Below are 16,329 nucleotides of genomic sequence, written 5' to 3' on the forward strand. Positions count from 1 at the left end.
CGCGCTTTCTCGGATGCAAGGGCAGACTTTGGAATTTAACGATGATCGAGACGGTTTCGGCACTGATGGGTCTGGTAAGCGCGGGGATCTTCCTGGCCCATGCGTTCGAAGGTTACCGTACGAGGGCCTGAAGGCACTCGCGCGGGCGGCAAGCATCACCTCTTTCAAGACCGCACGTTCGGATAATTTTAATCGATCCGAGCGAGCATCGAAGACAAGAGCGGCAGGTGTCCCATGCGCAACCATGACCTCGTATCCGACAGCTTCCTGGCATTGACCGCCGGTGGCTTGGTGCTTCTCTGCTCGAGCCTCGTGGCATTGGCCTTCGGCTGAGCACCACCATCACTTTCCTTATTTCTAACCACAACTACACCGCGATGCAGCATGCGATCCGTTTTGGATTGCCCTGCTCCCGCTTAGTTGATTGAATTTCTGCATTCGACGCCTCGACTAAATTTCAAGAGGCCATCACCAACGAGGGTGACGCAAATGCTTGCTGAGAAATTCTTTCTCGTTCTGGAATCCCTGATCCGCGGCGACCGCACCTATCCCGACGGAAGTCCGCGCGTCATCAGCACCTCCGCGCACGTGCCGATGAAGCTGCCAGGCCAGCCGTAGACTGCGCGTCCCGAACGTCGAATCAAACCCCGCTCAACGCAGGCCCATCAATGAGCGGCGATAGTGACTGTCGCGGGCCTCGCTCAGACAGACAAAGCTGCCGTCAAAGCCCTGGCCATATCGCCTCTGCCCCCTGCTGTAGTAGACGCCCTTCCTGAAATCGAGCCAGACCACCTGGTCGCGTGGACAATGACGCTGAGCCTGCGCCTCGTAGCGAAACGGCGTCAGCGGCGTCGCCGACACCTCGCCGGCGCCAAGCAGCATCGCCGCCGCGAGCGCGATCCTGACCTGCCCGTTGCCAAAGCCGTTGCTCACGTCCCGTTTCCTAGGTCCATGCCGTCCGCGCGACGGCCGCGTCCCACGCTAGCACGAAACGGCCCGATCCCTGGAAGGCCGCAATTGCACCGCGCGTCTTCCGCCAGCCATCTTGTCGGGCTACATCAAAGCCAGATCATCTCGCCGCGAGGATCCTGTCTGAATGTCGGTTGAGCCTGAAGCCAGCATCGAAGCCACCCCGCCCTTGCCGCGCCTGGGGCTGCTGCCGATGATCATCTTCGGCTCGCGCTGGCTGCAACTGCCGCTCTATCTCGGATTGATCGTGGCGCAGTGCGTTTACATTGTGCTGTTCCTCAAGGAGCTCTGGCACCTCTCCTGGCACGCCATCGACCTCACCGAACAACAGATCATGATGAGCGTGCTCGCGCTGATCGACGTCGTGATGATCTCCAACCTGCTCGTGATGGTCATCGTCGGCGGCTACGAGACCTTCGTCTCGCGCTCGACCTTCAGGGGCATCCGGACGAGCCGGAATGGCTCGGCCACGTCAATGCGAGCGTGCTGAAGATCAAGCTCGCCATGGCCATCATCGGCATCTCCTCGATCGCGCTGCTGCGCACCTTCATCGAGGCCGGCAATCTCGGCTCGAACCGCGCCGGCTTCACCGAGACTGGCGTGATGTGGCAGGTGCTGATCCACATCACCTTCATCGTCTCGGCGCTCGGCATTGCCTACGTCGACAAGCTCAGCGAATCTGGCATGCGCAAGCACGCCGAGTGAGCCGCGACGGCCGGCCTTCTTATTGTTTGTTTGCTTCGAGCTGCGCGAGCGCCTGGTGCAGACACTCCTGAAGCTTCTGCGCAACTTGCTCGCGCGACACACCCCTGTTAGCGAGATCGCCCGAGACCTTGCCCACGATGTCATCGATCGTCCGGCTCTCCAGATTGTCCGTCACCAGCGCCGTTGCATAGCTCGCCGCGGCATCGCCGCTGAGGCCGAGCTGTGCGGCGGCCCAGAGCCCGAGCAGCTTGTTGGTCCGGGCCGTGGCCTTGAACATGAGCTCCTCGTCGTGGGCGAATTTGGCCTCAAAGCCCTGCTCGCGCTTGTCGAACGTGGTCATGGTCAGCTCCATTGCGTTTTCGCTGATGGGGAATCGGACTTGCCGGGAGCGAACGTCTCCGTCATTCACGTCAGTTGAGGATCATTTGAATCTTCGTCCCGGAAGGCAAACGCCGTCAAGCCTGCCGCGCGCGGCAGGCCCGGTGCGTTCACCGCCGCCGTCAGCTTCGCGCCAGCGAGCTGCGCTAGGTCAAGATGTTTACCATTCGTTAAGCAGACTCAGCGCCGCATGACGAGGGGATATCGAGAGCTGACGCATGAACAGAGAACTGCGCGAGTTTCGACGGCTTGAACGCCTCTGCCTGGAGCAGGCCGCCTTGTCCACGATGGACCTCGCCCGAAGCGGATTGCTCAAGGTCGCCCAAGATTGCCGCATCGCAGCCGAAGCGATCGAGGCACAATCGCCCCGCGGCGCCCTGGCAGGCGCCGTGCAGGCGCTCAAGCTTGCCTTGAGCACGACACGGGCGTCCAACCGGCACTAGTCCGACCGGACGGTCGTATCACGAGAGTTTGGTGCGCCGACCGAGGTCGGTCAGTCCTTTACCTCTGCGGCCTCGCGCGCGATTCGTTCGGCTCTCAGCCGCTCCTTGTTGGCGTAAAACGCCTTCTGCGCCGCTTCATGGTCACGCATGGCCTTATCGGCCTCGATCCGGCGTGACGCGTCGCGAGCCTGGCGCTGTTCGGGGGTCAGGGGTTTGCGTCGGTAGGAAATGTCTTCGGTCATGCCGAGACAACGCGGACGCAGCGAAAGGGTTCCGCAAACTGAACCGGACGGATTGCGCGGCCGGAGAAAGCAACGAATTATCAGCTAGTTAGCTGGCGACTTGATCCCAACGAGCGGACATTTCGGCGTCGGCGGAATCGCACTGCGAACAGGCGGGTCCGGATAGTACTGGGTGTTTTGCTGAACGTCACGGGCCAGCTCCGTGCCGCCGAGCAGCGTGATCAGCATCAGCGCCTCATCCAGCCCGGCCGAGATTCCGGCTCCGGTCAGGCGATTGCGATCCAGCACGAAACGCGGGTGACCGTCGGCGACCTTCACCTTCGGAAAGTGCAATGGCAAGCATTCGAGGAAGGCCCAGTGCGTCGTCGCGAAATGCCCGTCGAGAAGGCCCGAGCCCGCGAGCAGCATCGCGCCCTCGCAGACCGAGCACATGTATTTCGCACCGGCGGCCTGCCTGGTCAGAAAATGGAAGTAGGTCTGGTGCGGGTCGTTGATGATCTCGGTGAGCGCGGCCGGGTCGCCGCCGGGGACCCAGACCGCATCATACTGCGCGCATTCCGCGAATGACTTCTTGACCTCGAACGGAAATCCCCGGCCGCGAAATCGCTTCATCCCCGGCTTGGCGGCGACGATCTCGACGTCGAAATTCGCCCAGTCGAACATTTCGAAAGGGCCGGCGACGTCGAGCATATCGACGCCGTCGTAGACGGGGATTCCGATCTTCATCGCGTGCACTTTTCCCGCTCTCGCCGCACTCAATGTTTGTGACCGGCCGGCATCGATGCCGGTGTGGCCGTCGGCTGCCTGGTGTGGCGCATGCCCGCCATCCCCAGGCCGCCGCCGGGCGCGTTGAGATCGGGGACGATCGCGATGTTGGCCATCATGCCCGCGTCCTCATGGTCGAGGATGTGGCAGTGCAGGACGTATTCGCCGATGTAGCGGTCGTATCGCGTCCGAACGCGGATCTGATAGTTGTTCTCGACGATGATCGTGTCGCGGAATGTGTGCCACATGCCGCAATACTGGTTCGCCAATTGCTGCTTGTCGGCATTCACGATATCCGGCTTGCAGGTGCCGTCGGCATTGTAGATCGAGATCTGCTGACCGTTGGCGTTGGTGGTGACGACGTCGATCACCTGGAACGGATTGACGTGGATATGGAAGATGTGCGGCTCGCCTTGCGCGCTGAGCAGCCAGTCGTCCGTCGTGTTGACCTCGCGGGTGAAGTTCACGACGTCAGGGTCGTACGATTTGTTGTTGACCGTGAAGGCCGGGAAGTTGATGGCGAAGGCAGCCTGCTGTTGCTGGCTGCCGGCCGCGGGCGGTGCGAGGTTTTCGAAGGGTGCCCACGGCCGCAGATCGCCGTCACGCAGTCCGGTGCGGACGGGGTCCGGCAGCGTCGGATTGGCATCGTACAGTGCCTTGCCGACATAGGCCTCCAGGTCGCCGGTCACCGGCTGGCCGCCGCGCACATGGATGTAAGCCAGCAATTGCGGCGTCGAGGGTCCCTGCCCGCCGCCATTGCCGTTGGACACACGCTCGGCCGGGGGCGCCGCCTGGTTGAGCAGGCAGTAGTCGCCATCCGAGGGGAAGACGACGAGGACGTCGCTGCGATAGCCGGGCTGCATGTAGTTCGATTCGAGCACGCCGCCGACTTGCGAGGCGTGGATCGTCCGCAGCTTGGTTCGCGTCAGACCATCATTCGCGATCTCGAATTGCGGGATCAGCGTGCCGGGCGATGCGTTGCAGGCGGCCAGAAGATCGGCCTTCTGTTGCAGGCGGTTGCCGCTCAGCGCCGAGTTCGCAATCAGGTTCGTCGTGGGCGTCGCGCGCACGAGCTGAATGTTGATGGTGTCGTGGATGCCGGAATGGACGAAGCGCCAGCGTTGAATCTCGCCGGCCGGCAGCGTGAGCGTCGGCTGCACGATGCCATTGACGCTGGTGAAGCGGCCATTGGTGTCCCAGATCGTCGCGGAGTCCAGTTGCAGGCCGAAATTCTCGACGACGCCGGGGCTGACCGGATTGCCTGATGCTGCGAGCGGACACGTCCACGGCGCGTTGGCGATGTTTGCTGGGCTGTTGGCGTTGTAGAGCCCCTGCGTGGTGTAGATCTGCTGCCACGGGCCACCCGGCTGGTTTGGCTGGTTCTGGAAGCAGGCATAGGCAATCTGCTGAAACAGGAACAGCTGCTCCTTCAGCGGCGTCCCGTTGTCGTCATGCAGCACCGTGTCGATATCGGCGATCGGCTTCGGGTTTTGCGGCGTTGGCGGCGTGTAGGGACGCTCGCCCTTGACAACCAGCACGCCCGATGCGCCGCTCGCCACCTGCACGGCCGTCGAGCCGTGGCGGTGCGCGTGATACCAGAACGTTCCCGCCGGATGATCGTTCGGGATGTTGATCTCGTAGGGAAACTTGGTCTGCGGCGCGATGTTGAGCAGCACGTTGTCGCTATTGCCGGCGGGCGACACGTGAAGGCCATGGGTGTGCAGATTGGTCGTGTTGAAGCAGCCGACCAGGTCCGGCAGGCCGAGCCCCGATGGCGGATTGGGCAGGCAGCTCGGATCGTCCTTCGCAAGCTGATTGATCAGGTCGACGCGCAGCGTGTCGCCCGGTTTGACGAAGATCGCAGGGCCCGACTTGCAGCCGCCATAGGAGCGCAGCTCGACCGGGTCGAGGCCACCCGGCTGTGGGTCGGTGGGATCGGGGTTATTGATGAAGAAATGCCCGCGCACGAAGTTCAGCACCACCGAGACGATCGAGCCGCTGCGCGAGATCGACCCTTGCGGCCGGCAGCCGCCGACGACCGGCGCAACGGCGGCCTCCAATCGCACCACATCGCCCTGCCCGGGCAGTGTCGGCGGTGGCTCGAACGCACGGGGAGCCGGTGCCGCAAACGCCGGAAGGCACGGTCCGAGCGCGGCGATGACAAGACCAGTTCGCGCAAAGCTCTTCATCATGGTGTCCGCCCTATTTTTCGGAGAGACTGCTCAAGGAATTTCTCGACGACATTTCGGCCCGCCGGCGCTGCCAGAACGGCCGATCGGGCCAGCGCGAAACGCTGCCGTAATGCTCGCCCAGCGTCGTCGCGTAGACCGCCGCTTCACGCGCGACCCATGAATCGTAGCGGCCGAGGGCGGCAGCATCTCCGCGCGCAAGGCAATCGCTGGCGGCATAGGCGGCAAACACGCCCGAGCGCATCGCCTTGACGACGCCGTGGCCCGAGATCGGATCGAATGCGCTCGCGGCATCGCCGGCGCAGAGGAAACGGAAGCCTGTCGCTGTTGCAGCGGTTCGGCCGCCCGCAGGGATCAGGCGAGGTTGCTCGAATTGAACGCCCCTGCTCGCCACCGCCGAGACGAATTGCGTCTTCGCCAACGCCGCGCGCCAGCCATCGGGCGTGCTCAATCTGAGGCCGCGGGCAAGATCGGAATCCGTCATGCAGGCAAAGGCGCGCCTGCCCTCGCCCAGCGCCAGCGTGTACCACCAGCCGTCCTCAAAGGCTTCGACGAGCAGTTCCGGCGCAACCGGTCCTGATGTCACAGCCTCCGCATAGGCCGCGATCAGGCGGTCCTGAACTTTCGCCCGAAAACCCCGGCGATCGGCGAACGCGCGGGCGCGGCCCGTGGCATCGATGATCAGTCGCGCCGAATGGCTCGCACCGTCCTCGCAGGCGACCGACCAGCCGTCCGCCGCGCGCTCAAGACGCGAGACCTTTCCATCGACGCGCTCGGCCCCTCTACAGGCCTCCGTCGCGATCCAGCCGTCGAACGCAGCGCGATCGACGCGCCATGACGGCCCGCGCGCCTCAAGCAGCAATTCGCTCGAGGCCAAGCCAGCTTCGTCCCACGAGGTGAGCGTCCGATGCGACGGCGCAAAGTCCTGCGCCAGAAAGGCGGGCCACAGACCGAGCTGGCGCAGCACCGGTTGCACCAGCGGCGACAAGACCTCACCTCGTCCCCGCCCGCGCCGCTCGTCCGGCGCGATCACGGCTACCCGAAGCTCCGGCGCGCACATCGCCAGCGCGCGTGAAGCGGCAGCGCCGGCTGGACCTGCGCCTGCAATGATGATGTCGAACGCGGCCAAGTCAGTCGGCCCGAACGGCGTAGAAGGACGCCACCACGCCGGCCGGCGCCACGGTGCCCGGCGAGCCGCCGCTGTGCGGGATGGTGCGGATCACCGAGCCGACGATGGCCGGACGCTGGTCGACGCCATTGGGCCAGGCCGGCACCAGCGAGCCCCAATAGTCGTAGATCCACTCCTCGCCGCTGACGAGGCCGGTGCCCTGGAAGCGCACCTGCATCGGCGAGCCGTAGGCGCGCGATCCCTTCAGCGCGAGCGACCAGCCCGGGCCGCCGATCGTCCCGGCCAGAAGCTGCATCGGCGCCGCGACGATCTCGATCGTGCCGCGGCCGAATTCGAGATTGTTGAAGTCCGTGTTGACGTCGGAATCATTGAGCAGGCTGCGATAGGTCCAATGTCCGACGAATGGATTGTCGCTCATGATGCCTCGCTTTTGGGATCGGCGGTTCGCTCGACGCTGATGTACTTGTAGGTGAGATCGTCAGCCGACTTGGCGCCGGGCTGGTAGGGATTGCGCACGATGAAGCCGAGCCTGGACCACTCGGTGACCATCTTGAGATCACCGACCGGGATCTGCGGAATGCCGCGGCTCCAGGTGGTCCAGACGTAGCTCGGCTGGCCATTGACGACGGACGCGATTTCGAACGACTGCAACGGCCGATGCGCGGGCCACCACAGCGTGGTCCAGGTCCTCTCGTCGCGGCTCAACCGCTCATCATTGTCGCTATCAGGATAAAGGTTATTCCAGTCGGCGTAGGTGATGTTGATCGGCTGCGTGGTGCACTCGTTGAAATCGGACTGCCAGGGCAGGCCCATGTACTTGGTGAGGTCGCCCGGCTGCAGGCCGGTCCCGAAATCGTTGTCCTGGGCGAGCGGCGACTCGACATTGAAGGTCGGGTCGGCGATCACGCTGCCTCCAGACTGATTGGCCTGAGCGGCGCTCTGAAGAAAATCCGAGACACTGCGATCGGCGTTGACGCGATACGGCGCCCAGTAGATCGAAGGGTTGCGCATCACCCAGCCGAGCTCGCCGCCCGGACAGAATGCGCCGCCCAGCACATTGCTGAGCACGCCGCGGTCGAGCTCGCGGCCGGTCTTCGGCGGCGCCTTCGGATAAGGCTCGAACGGCGAATAATTCTTGGGCGGCCAGCCCTCCTCCTTCTCGTTGATGAACCAGCCCCGCGCCCATTGGCCGAGGATGAAGAGCTGGTACTCAGTGAGATGAAGAAATTTCGACGGCGTCTCGTTGGTCAGCGGATTGTCGCCGCAGAGCAGCGGCATCAGCGGCAGCGAATGGACGCGCGAGGACGCACGGTCCTGAACCTGGAAAGAGTTCGCCTCGCCTGCCCGCCGCAACAGGTCGAACAGGAAACGGCGCATCGGTCCGTAGGGATCGTCGGCCTTGGCATGGTGCGTTGGACCGGCGACCGCCGCGACCGCCATGACCGCTTCGCTCTGGCTCGCGTCGCGCAGCGGCGCTTCCGACGGCGTCTCCGTCTCGGTCGGGCGCGTTCCGCGCTTCGGTGTCTGCGAGAGCTTGTTGGGATCGAACGTGCCGCGCTGCGCCTGGTCGTGCGGATAGTTCGATTGCTGAAGGATGTCGTTCAGATACCGAAACTCATCCGGCCGGAACAGGATCGGCCAGATGTCGCGATAGAACCAGGGCCGGTAGTTGCGATTCCACGCCAGCCGTCCAGCCTGCCAGTGACGCAGTGCCGCCTCGTCGCGAAACGGGATCTGCTGCGGATCGTCGTAGGTGCCGAGAATCCCGTAGATGCCGGTATCGGTGGCGAACTGGCGCACATAGAGATCGTACAGCACCTCGTCCATCGTGATCATATCGAGGATCTGCGGCGCGAAGCGCGGATAGCCGACCACCACCCATGCCGGAAATTCGACGTCGATATAGCGGGTCTGGCTGACCTGCTTCGAATACATGATCAGCCGCGCCATTACCGGGCCGTCGGAGATGTCGTCGTACCAGCCGTCGGTGTTGGCGTAGTCCTCGATCTTCGGACCGAAGCTGCCGCTGACATCCATGCCCGAATTGCCGTGACCGCCGAGCACGACGAGCCGGCCCTTGTTGTCCGTCATCATCTCGCCGAGCGTGTCGATGTCGAACGGCTGGAGGCCTTGGGGCGGAAACGTGGTGGCATAGCCACCCGGGCCGCCCGAGCGGTCGAAATGCGCGCGCCGGTTGGTGGTCGCATTCACGCTGCGCGGACCGGGATCGATGATGAGGAGGTCGCGGTCCTGGCCGGTGACGTCGGCATTGCGCCGCGCACTGCCGTCGGCATAGCCATGCTCGCCCTTGAGCTCCGTGAACGGATACCAGGAGGCTTTCTTGTTGGCGACATAGACGCGCCACTGGATGTCGACCAGAACACCGTTATTGCCGCCGCCCTCCACGGCATCGCCGAGCGCCAGCGGCCGGCCTTCGGGGGACTCGTCGTCATAGACGAAGATCTGGAAGCGCGCGGCCTGCCGTTTCACGCGGCCCTGCGCGTCCTTGAACGTCTTGATCGGAACCGGCGTGACGCCGTCCGCGCCGTGCAAGGGATTGCCGAAGCTGTCGCAGGCGAGCGGCAGTGCCGCGGGCGTCTCCGGCGCAAGGTAGAATTCGCTGTCGCTGTTGCCCAGGCGCGCGATGCCGATGCCCGGATGGATACGATAAGTCGCCATGCTTCCCCGCCACCTTCTCAGTCCAGGAAATTGCTCAATCCAGGAAATTGATCGACACGCCTTCCAGCTTCAGGAGCTCTCTCTCCTCCTGGTAGTCACCGCCGATCACCACCAGCGTGATCTGCAAGGGCCCCTTCTTCTTGAGCGCCTGCTTGGCGGCGGCCGTGACATCGATCCGGTGGTTGCGCGGCGTGTTGTGGTTGCGCCCGCGCTGATCGAAGCGCCGCGGCTGCGGCGGCGGAATATCGCAATGACCGGGGCCGCCGTAGCAGGCGCCGTGTCCGAAGATCGAGATGTAGCCGGCGTAGTGCGGGTTGCCCCTGATCGGCGTCGAGGCGTCAGCGCCGGGCTCGTTCAGGAAGGCGCGCACGAAGCAGGAGCGCATCAGTTGCGGCACCTGATGCAGGCGGATTTCCGCGCGTTTGAAACTGCGCGCCCCCAGCGGCACGGTGATCGGCTGCGACACGAAGCGGCTGACCGGCGCCTCGAGCCCGACCGGCATGAAATGCGAGCTGCGGACATATTCGTAGCCGAACGGCGCGATATCGAGCGTGTCGCGAATGGTGTAGTTCCACGGCGACAGCACGGAATCCAGATCGGCCGGCACCGCGTTCGGATTGAGCTTCTGCCACTCCCACCAGATGCGATCGATGTTGACGTGGATCGGCCAGAACACGGGATCGTAGGACGCGGTCAGATTGCTGAACATGTCGCCGAGGCCCGGCTGCGAATAGAGATCCGAGCGGGCATGGAAGCGGCGGCCGCCGACCTGCGCGGCATCGTTGCGGCGTGTCGCGAGCGCACGCAGATGCGTGGTCTCCGCGTCCGGATGCGACGCCGACGCCGTTGCGGTGGGAGCGCAGGCATAGGCCGCCTGCCCGGCATCCGGATTCTGGCCACCGGTCCAGATGTGCATGGTGTTGTGTGGATTCTGGTCGAGGAAGCCGAACGCCGCGTCGTAGATGCTGCCGCCGCCGAAATCGCGGAAATTGTTGAGGCTCAGGATCTGGGCGATGTCGTCGGCCGAGGGGTAGTGATAATTGATCGCCTCGTTGATGGTCTGGCCGTTGGGGTATTCGGCCGGATAGCGCAGCGGATACCACAGCGAGTTCGAGATCAGCAGCGCGTCGATGAAGCGCTGGCGGTTGGTGTTTTTGGGATCGGGCGTGACGGCCGAATAGCCGACCTTGGTGATCACGTAGCAGAAGAAGGCGTGCTGCGTGGTGAAGTACACGCGCTCATACGCAAGCGCCAGGATCGCCTTCTTCTGTGCCGGCGTCGGCGCGGGATCGAGTGCTGCCACCAGCGTCTCGGCCGCCTCCTCCGTGAGATAGGCCTTCATCGAGGTCGGGATGATGCAGCCGTTCGCGGGATCCTCCGGCCGGTATTCCGGCATAGTGAAGTCCCAGTACGGCAGCATCAACCCGGGCTCGAAATCCTGGAGGTTCTGCTCGAACTCGTAGAGATAGGCGCGGTGCCAGGGCAGGAAGCGCTCCCAGCCGTGCTGACAATGGTTTTGATGGACCAGCGCCTGGTTGTTGTAGCTGCGCCGATCCTCCGGCCAGCGATTGAGCGCATAGAGCTGGCGAAAGCCGCGGCGCAGGCGCTCGAGCTGCGGCTCGCTCATGCAGTCGATGTTCATGCGCCGCCTGGGCTCGCCGATGCCGGCGGCCGGCGAATAGCCGTCCGCGGCCTCCGCAAATTCGGCGATCTCGCTGAGCTTCACGGTCGCGGTCTTCGCCGGCTTGCCGGGCGAAAGCTCCACCGCAACGCTGGTCGCATCGTCGGGGCAGCCGGCATCGATCCAGTCGGCGATGCGGTCGATGTCGGTGGGCGCAACCGCGTTGCCGCCCCATGGCAGCGCCGGGAAGCGGCCGCCATCGAACGGCGCTTCGCCGCGCAATCCTTTGATCAATCCGGATGCGTCACTGCGCGCATGAGGTGGCAAACAGCAGGCGTGCCCTTCCGGCACAGGCGCGACCATCTTGATGCCGAAGATCTCGGCCGTCTCCAGCGCCAACGCGCCGTTGTCCCAGAACCGCCCCGCACCGCCATAGTCTGCGGTGCTGTCGCCAGCGGCTGCATCGAGGATCGCCTTCACGCGCGCATAAGCGACGGTCAGTGCTTCGGTGTCCATTCGAGCCCCCGGGGCGAGCGAGACGTAGAAGGCGGGGCGAGACTAAGCACAACTTTTGGGTGATGTCATCTAAACACGCACCTTCGTGCCCGCGCGGGCGGCTAATATTTTTGTCAGGTAGCGTGATCTAAATCATACAACCGAAATCCGCCGAAGGTGTCCCGGTCTCCTCTTCACACAGTGATCGGATTTTCATGCCTTGTGCACATGCTTTGGGCCGACCGGTTGCGCTCCGCCCGACGAGGATCGGCGCGATGCAGGCCTATCACCGTCTCGGTGACGGCTGGACACGCGCCCCGCTAAAATTATCGAAAACAACCCCATGCACAGTAGCCGATGCGTTTCGGATCAACAGCTTGCGCGTGCCGCAAGGCCGGCTTGACTCGTCGGGCAAAACAGGGGCATAATGCCATTATTCCGAAATTCATCGACGACGCGGATCACGCCTCGGAGGCAGCCCACCTCTCGGCGCTAACATCCGCCAGCGCCTCGAATATGGCCGGCGTGCGTTCCAGGCGGGCGATGGTTCGCGCGCCTTCGACGGCGGCTACCAATGCGGCTGCGGTCGAGGATGCGCGCGCGGGAGCGAAACCGCACCCCCTGAAATGCTCGGCAACAATCTCGGTCGAATCAACAAATCCGCGCGCGACCCGTTTGGTCAACTCAGCGTCGAGCGCGGGCAGCTCATTCGCCAGATTTTGCATGAGACATCCATACTGAAAATCGGAGGCGACCATTTCGGCCGCGAATGAGCCGAAAATCTGATGAACAAACTTCAGAGCATCACCCGTCGTATTCGCCGAGATATCACGCAACACGGCAATTCTGCTCGCAACGTAATGATCGATCGCTTCTTCTGCGAGCTGTGTCTTGCCGCGTGGAAAGTGAAAGTAGAACGATCCCTTGGGCGCACCGCTTTCTTTGATGATCTGGGTCAATCCAGTCGCGGTGTAGCCCTGGATCCGAAACAGCCGTTCGGCCGTGGCAATCGCGCGAGCGCGGGCGTCAGTCTTACGTGGCATGCCGCGATCCTAACACGTTTCGCTTGACGGTTCTATGGCGATCGACATAGTATGGTGATCGCCATAGAAGGAATGCGGCAATGCCCCTCTACCAGCCATTGGTTTCCCGACGAGCCATCTTCGCGATGGGCGCGGCCAGCCCGGTGGCGGCTTCATTTCGACCGGCCCGCGCAAACCCCATGGGAGGAACTGATTTGACCACAGCAACATATGGCGGGGGAACACTTCCCAAGGGGGTCCGCTCGCGCATGATCCATGGGGTCAACGGTCTCGATGTCCATGTTCTCGAGGCCGGTTACGAAAGCCCCGGCCGGCCGCTCGCGCTGCTTCTGCACGGCTTTCCGGATTTGGCTTACGGCTGGCGACACCTGATCCCAATTCTGGCTGACGCCGGGTACCATGTCGTGGCGCCCGACCAACGGGGTTTTGGCCGCACCACCGGTTGGGTGAACGGCTATGACGCCCCGCTAGCGCCCTTCGGTCTCTTGAATATGACGCGCGACGCCCTCGGATTGGTTTCGGCATTGGGCTATCGACGTACGGCGATGCTGGTCGGGCACGACTTCGGCTCGCCCGTGGCGGCCTATTGTGCGCTCGCCCGACCTGACGTCTTTCCCTCGGTGGTGCTGATGAGCGCGCCGTTCCCCGGTCCGCCGGCGCTTCCGTTCAACACCGCGGAAAGCGAGGCATCGCCGGTTCAACCGAACACCGGAAACCAGAAGTTGGCGGCCGCGCTGGCGGCGCTCGATCCGCCCAGAGAGCATTATCAGCAATATCTGAGCACACGGCGGGCGAACGAAGACATGTGGCACCCGCCCCAAGGTTTACACGCGTTCCTTCGCGCATTTTTCCACGTCAAGAGCGCCGACTGGCCGGGAAATAAACCGCATCCGTTGAAGGCGCCAACCGCCATCGAACTTGCACAGATGCCCACCTACTACGTCATGGATCTCGGCAAGACGATGTCCGAGACCGTCGCTCCATTCCAACCTTCCGCCGCCGAGGTCCTCGCTTGCAAATGGCTCACCGAGCCGGAACTTGGCGTGTACACGGAGGAGTATGGCCGCACCGGGTTTCAAGGCGCCCTGCAGGCTTATCGCGTCTTTTCCGATCCTGACCTGAACGCCGAGTTGCGCCTGTTTTCGGGAAGGACGATCGACGTCCCGTCACTCTTCATCGGCGGGACGAGCGATTGGGGCACCTATGCCGCGCCGGGCGCGCTCGATCTGATGAGGACGAAGGCGACGACGAGGATGGGTGGCATCGAGCTGATCGACGGCGCCGGTCACTGGATCCAACAGGAGCAGCCGGTTCGGCTCGGCGCGCTCCTGCTCGCCTTCATCAAGGAGACCGGTGGGGCGGATCACACCAGCCGTTAGGTCGGGGAATGCTGATCGTCGCTGTTGAAAATATTGCCCGGCGTCCAGATCACCGTCGCGTCAGGTTTCAGTGAAGCGCTTGGGTTTGGTGGTGCTGGTCCGGCGTTAGCCGGAGCACGCAGCGAATATTTTTGTCAGGTAGCGTGATCTATTTCATACGCCCGCCGTTCAAGGACGCGTTCCCTGCCGGATGAGAACAGCTGGACCACGCTAGCGAGACAGAGGTCACTTCATGAAACTTTCGCATTTCATCGCCTCCCTCTCCTTGCTGCTCCTGTTCACCCTCCAGTCAGACGCGCTCCTTGCCGCCACGAGTGCAGACCAGGCTGCGCTGCAGCAGAGCATCTCCAATTTCGTCGAGGGCGTCCGAACGTCGGACCTCGCGAAAGTGAAGTCGTCGACGGCGCAGGGCTACCGGCCCGACGCTCAGCCCAAATACGCGATCCTTTCGCGATTGGGACAAGTGACGGAGGTCGAGATTGGAGACGAACGGCGTCTTTCGAAACAAACCATCGTCGAAGCGGAAGTGCGACATGCCGACGGTGTCTCGTCCTGGAACTTCAGTATCCAGGATGGCAGCAGGATCCTGTCCGCTGAGATGACGAGCGCAGATGTCTATGGCGCAAGGGCGCAGGCTGCGCCTGCGAAGAAAGGCGGTGGTCGCTATCACCGCCAATATTCGAGCGGCCGTCCGAACCGAACGGTGGTGCAGTCCTGTGAGTTGTCTCCGAGTTCTTGCAATCAGGATGCCCGGCTGGTCGAGTTCTTCTTTGCGACGGATCGCAACATCAAGATCACGAACAACGTCTCGACGCTCGACACCGACGCGCCGCGATCAGGCATCTTGAGCTATGGCGTTGCCGGCATCCGCATTCCGGAAGACCATGAGCCGGGCCAGATCGAGCTTCCGTCCGAGTGGCACTTCCTGGGGATCGACTACAAATCGGCCACGGATGAAACCAAGCACTTCTCCATCAAGCGGCTCGCGGCGACATCGTACGACGACTGGAAGGAGCTGGTCAAAAGGCAAGCCGATCAATCGCAGAACCGCGCCCTCATCTTCGTGCACGGCTTCAATACGGGGTTTGAGGACGCGCTCTACCGAAACGCGCAGATCGTCTGGGACCTGCAATACCAGGGCGTGTCGGTGCTGTTCTCCTGGAGCTCGAAGGGAAAGGTGCGCGACTACAATTACGACCAGGACAGCGCAGACATCGCGCAAGCCGAGTTTGCCGAACTCCTGACCACGCTGCACGACAGCGGGATCGAGCACATCGACATCATCGTCCACAGCATGGGAAACCGCGTCGTGCTCCCCGCGCTGGATCAATTGGCGCAGCGGTCCAATCCGGTCAGGGTGCAGCAGCTGGTCATGGCCGCGCCCGATGTCGCCCGCGACAAGTTCATGATCCAGTTTCCCCTGGCGAAGAAGATCGTTGACGGAGCAACGCTGTACGCGTCGTCCGCCGACAGGGCCCTGCTCGCGTCGGCCGAGCTGAACGATTTCCCGAGAGCCGGGATGGTCTTCGCCAACGGACCCGTTCTCCTCCCCAACCTGGACACGATCGACGTGACCGCGATCGGTGACGAGATCTTCGGATTGAATCATACGGTGTTCGCGACCAACCGCGCCGTCATGGACGATATCAAGCTGCTCCTCATCAACGGCATGAAGCTGCCGCGCCTGTCCCAGGTGCGGAAATTCCCGGAGCCACCGCTGGCTTCGACGTATTGGAAGTACCAGTGAGGCCGGGCCGTTCAGCTGGGACGATGGGCTTCGCCAAAATCCACCTAAGGACAAAAGAACAAGAGCTAATCCTTTCGAGCACGAGAGGCCCGCCAGCGTGAACGGCGATTTTTCCCGGATCACGAAAAGAAGAAGGTCCCAATCAGCAGGCCCGCTGCAAAAGCCATCAGCCCGAGGGTAGAAACAGACACGATGCGAACGAGGATGCGAACCTGCTCCTCATACTCTTGTTCTGCCGTCCTGTGGGACCGAGCCGTCACCGAAGCTGCCCTGCCATCACCAGATTTGGCGAAATCTACGCGCGGAATTGTGGTCAAGGCGAGGCATTCCAGCCCCGCATAGCGAGCCCGCCGATCTTGTGAACCGGCGGGCCTCTGTCCTATCGCTTCAATCGTCGGGAATGATCTCGCCACGCTCTCAGCTTAGACCGAAGCCGCGCCCCCCGATGCGTTCAGCTCGCTTTGGGAAGCGTCACGACTGCGCCTCGCCAAGGCCGGGGTTGATGGCAAGCGACGCGCCGGCGGCGCCGCCGGCTTCATAGGCCG

General features: G+C 63.1%; 15 protein-coding genes and 1 pseudogene. 5 read left to right on the forward strand and 11 right to left on the reverse strand.

The window, feature by feature from the left end:
* Positions 1-489: 489 nt before the first annotated feature.
* The gene (locus IVB29_RS38475) at positions 490-618 is read left to right on the forward strand and encodes a hypothetical protein (protein ID WP_256466943.1); all 129 of its coding nucleotides are present in this window, start codon (positions 490-492) and stop codon (positions 616-618) included.
* A gap of 33 nt (positions 619-651) precedes the next feature.
* Here IVB29_RS38475 and IVB29_RS37485 read toward each other — a convergent pair whose 3' ends face one another.
* Complete coding sequence (locus tag IVB29_RS37485) at positions 652-882, reverse strand: hypothetical protein (protein ID WP_247508612.1); 231 nt, start codon at positions 880-882, stop codon at positions 652-654.
* A gap of 214 nt (positions 883-1,096) precedes the next feature.
* Between IVB29_RS37485 and IVB29_RS37490 the strand changes: the two are divergent.
* Positions 1,097-1,674 (forward strand): annotated as a pseudogene (locus IVB29_RS37490) (TIGR00645 family protein).
* A 19-nt stretch (positions 1,675-1,693) separates the two neighbouring features.
* Here IVB29_RS37490 and IVB29_RS37495 read toward each other — a convergent pair.
* On the reverse strand, positions 1,694-2,014 hold the full coding sequence (locus tag IVB29_RS37495) for a DUF1476 domain-containing protein (protein WP_247508456.1): 321 nt from the start codon (positions 2,012-2,014) through the stop codon (positions 1,694-1,696).
* A gap of 256 nt (positions 2,015-2,270) precedes the next feature.
* Between IVB29_RS37495 and IVB29_RS37500 the strand changes: the two genes are divergently transcribed.
* On the forward strand, positions 2,271-2,495 hold the full coding sequence (locus IVB29_RS37500; protein ID WP_247508457.1) for a hypothetical protein: 225 nt from the start codon (positions 2,271-2,273) through the stop codon (positions 2,493-2,495).
* 50 nt (positions 2,496-2,545) lie between these two features.
* Here the strand turns inward: IVB29_RS37500 and IVB29_RS37505 are convergent, their stop codons facing one another.
* The 8 genes from IVB29_RS37505 to IVB29_RS37540 form a co-directional block, all read right to left on the reverse strand.
* Entirely contained in the window at positions 2,546-2,737 is a 192-nt protein-coding gene (locus IVB29_RS37505; RefSeq protein WP_247508458.1) for a hypothetical protein, read from the reverse strand.
* An 84-nt stretch (positions 2,738-2,821) separates the two neighbouring features.
* Positions 2,822-3,463, reverse strand: coding sequence for a DJ-1/PfpI family protein (locus IVB29_RS37510; protein ID WP_247508459.1), 642 nt, complete (start codon positions 3,461-3,463; stop codon positions 2,822-2,824).
* A 29-nt stretch (positions 3,464-3,492) separates the two neighbouring features.
* A complete protein-coding gene (locus IVB29_RS37515) occupies positions 3,493-5,694 on the reverse strand; it encodes a multicopper oxidase domain-containing protein (RefSeq protein ID WP_247508460.1) in 2,202 nt (733 codons plus the stop codon).
* A gap of 10 nt (positions 5,695-5,704) precedes the next feature.
* Positions 5,705-6,820, reverse strand: a complete 1,116-nt coding sequence (locus IVB29_RS37520) for a tryptophan 7-halogenase (RefSeq protein ID WP_247508461.1) — start codon at positions 6,818-6,820, stop codon at positions 5,705-5,707.
* A 1-nt stretch (position 6,821) separates the two neighbouring features.
* A complete protein-coding gene (locus tag IVB29_RS37525) occupies positions 6,822-7,238 on the reverse strand; it encodes a hypothetical protein (RefSeq protein WP_247508462.1) in 417 nt (138 codons plus the stop codon).
* The gene (locus IVB29_RS37530; RefSeq protein ID WP_247508463.1) at positions 7,235-9,499 is read right to left on the reverse strand and encodes a LodA/GoxA family CTQ-dependent oxidase; all 2,265 of its coding nucleotides are present in this window, start codon (positions 9,497-9,499) and stop codon (positions 7,235-7,237) included. The genes IVB29_RS37525 and IVB29_RS37530 overlap by 4 nt, the downstream gene beginning before the upstream one ends.
* Before the next feature lie 34 nt (positions 9,500-9,533).
* Complete coding sequence (locus IVB29_RS37535) at positions 9,534-11,636, reverse strand: tyrosinase family protein (RefSeq protein WP_247508464.1); 2,103 nt, start codon at positions 11,634-11,636, stop codon at positions 9,534-9,536.
* 440 nt (positions 11,637-12,076) lie between these two features.
* Positions 12,077-12,658, reverse strand: a complete 582-nt coding sequence (locus tag IVB29_RS37540) for a TetR/AcrR family transcriptional regulator (RefSeq protein ID WP_247508465.1) — start codon at positions 12,656-12,658, stop codon at positions 12,077-12,079.
* A gap of 80 nt (positions 12,659-12,738) precedes the next feature.
* Between IVB29_RS37540 and IVB29_RS37545 the strand changes: the two genes are divergently transcribed.
* Both IVB29_RS37545 and IVB29_RS37550 read left to right on the forward strand, forming a co-directional pair.
* Complete coding sequence (locus tag IVB29_RS37545) at positions 12,739-14,037, forward strand: alpha/beta hydrolase (RefSeq protein WP_247508466.1); 1,299 nt, start codon at positions 12,739-12,741, stop codon at positions 14,035-14,037.
* A 232-nt stretch (positions 14,038-14,269) separates the two neighbouring features.
* Positions 14,270-15,784, forward strand: coding sequence for an alpha/beta hydrolase (locus IVB29_RS37550; RefSeq protein WP_247508467.1), 1,515 nt, complete (start codon positions 14,270-14,272; stop codon positions 15,782-15,784).
* Positions 15,785-15,903: 119 nt separating this feature from the next.
* Here the strand turns inward: IVB29_RS37550 and IVB29_RS37555 are convergent, their stop codons facing one another.
* Positions 15,904-16,101, reverse strand: coding sequence for a hypothetical protein (locus IVB29_RS37555; RefSeq protein WP_247508468.1), 198 nt, complete (start codon positions 16,099-16,101; stop codon positions 15,904-15,906).
* Between the last annotated feature and the right edge of the window lie 228 nt (positions 16,102-16,329).

This window comes from Bradyrhizobium sp. 1, assembly GCF_023073315.1.
Classification (GTDB): Bacteria; Pseudomonadota; Alphaproteobacteria; order Rhizobiales; family Xanthobacteraceae; genus Bradyrhizobium.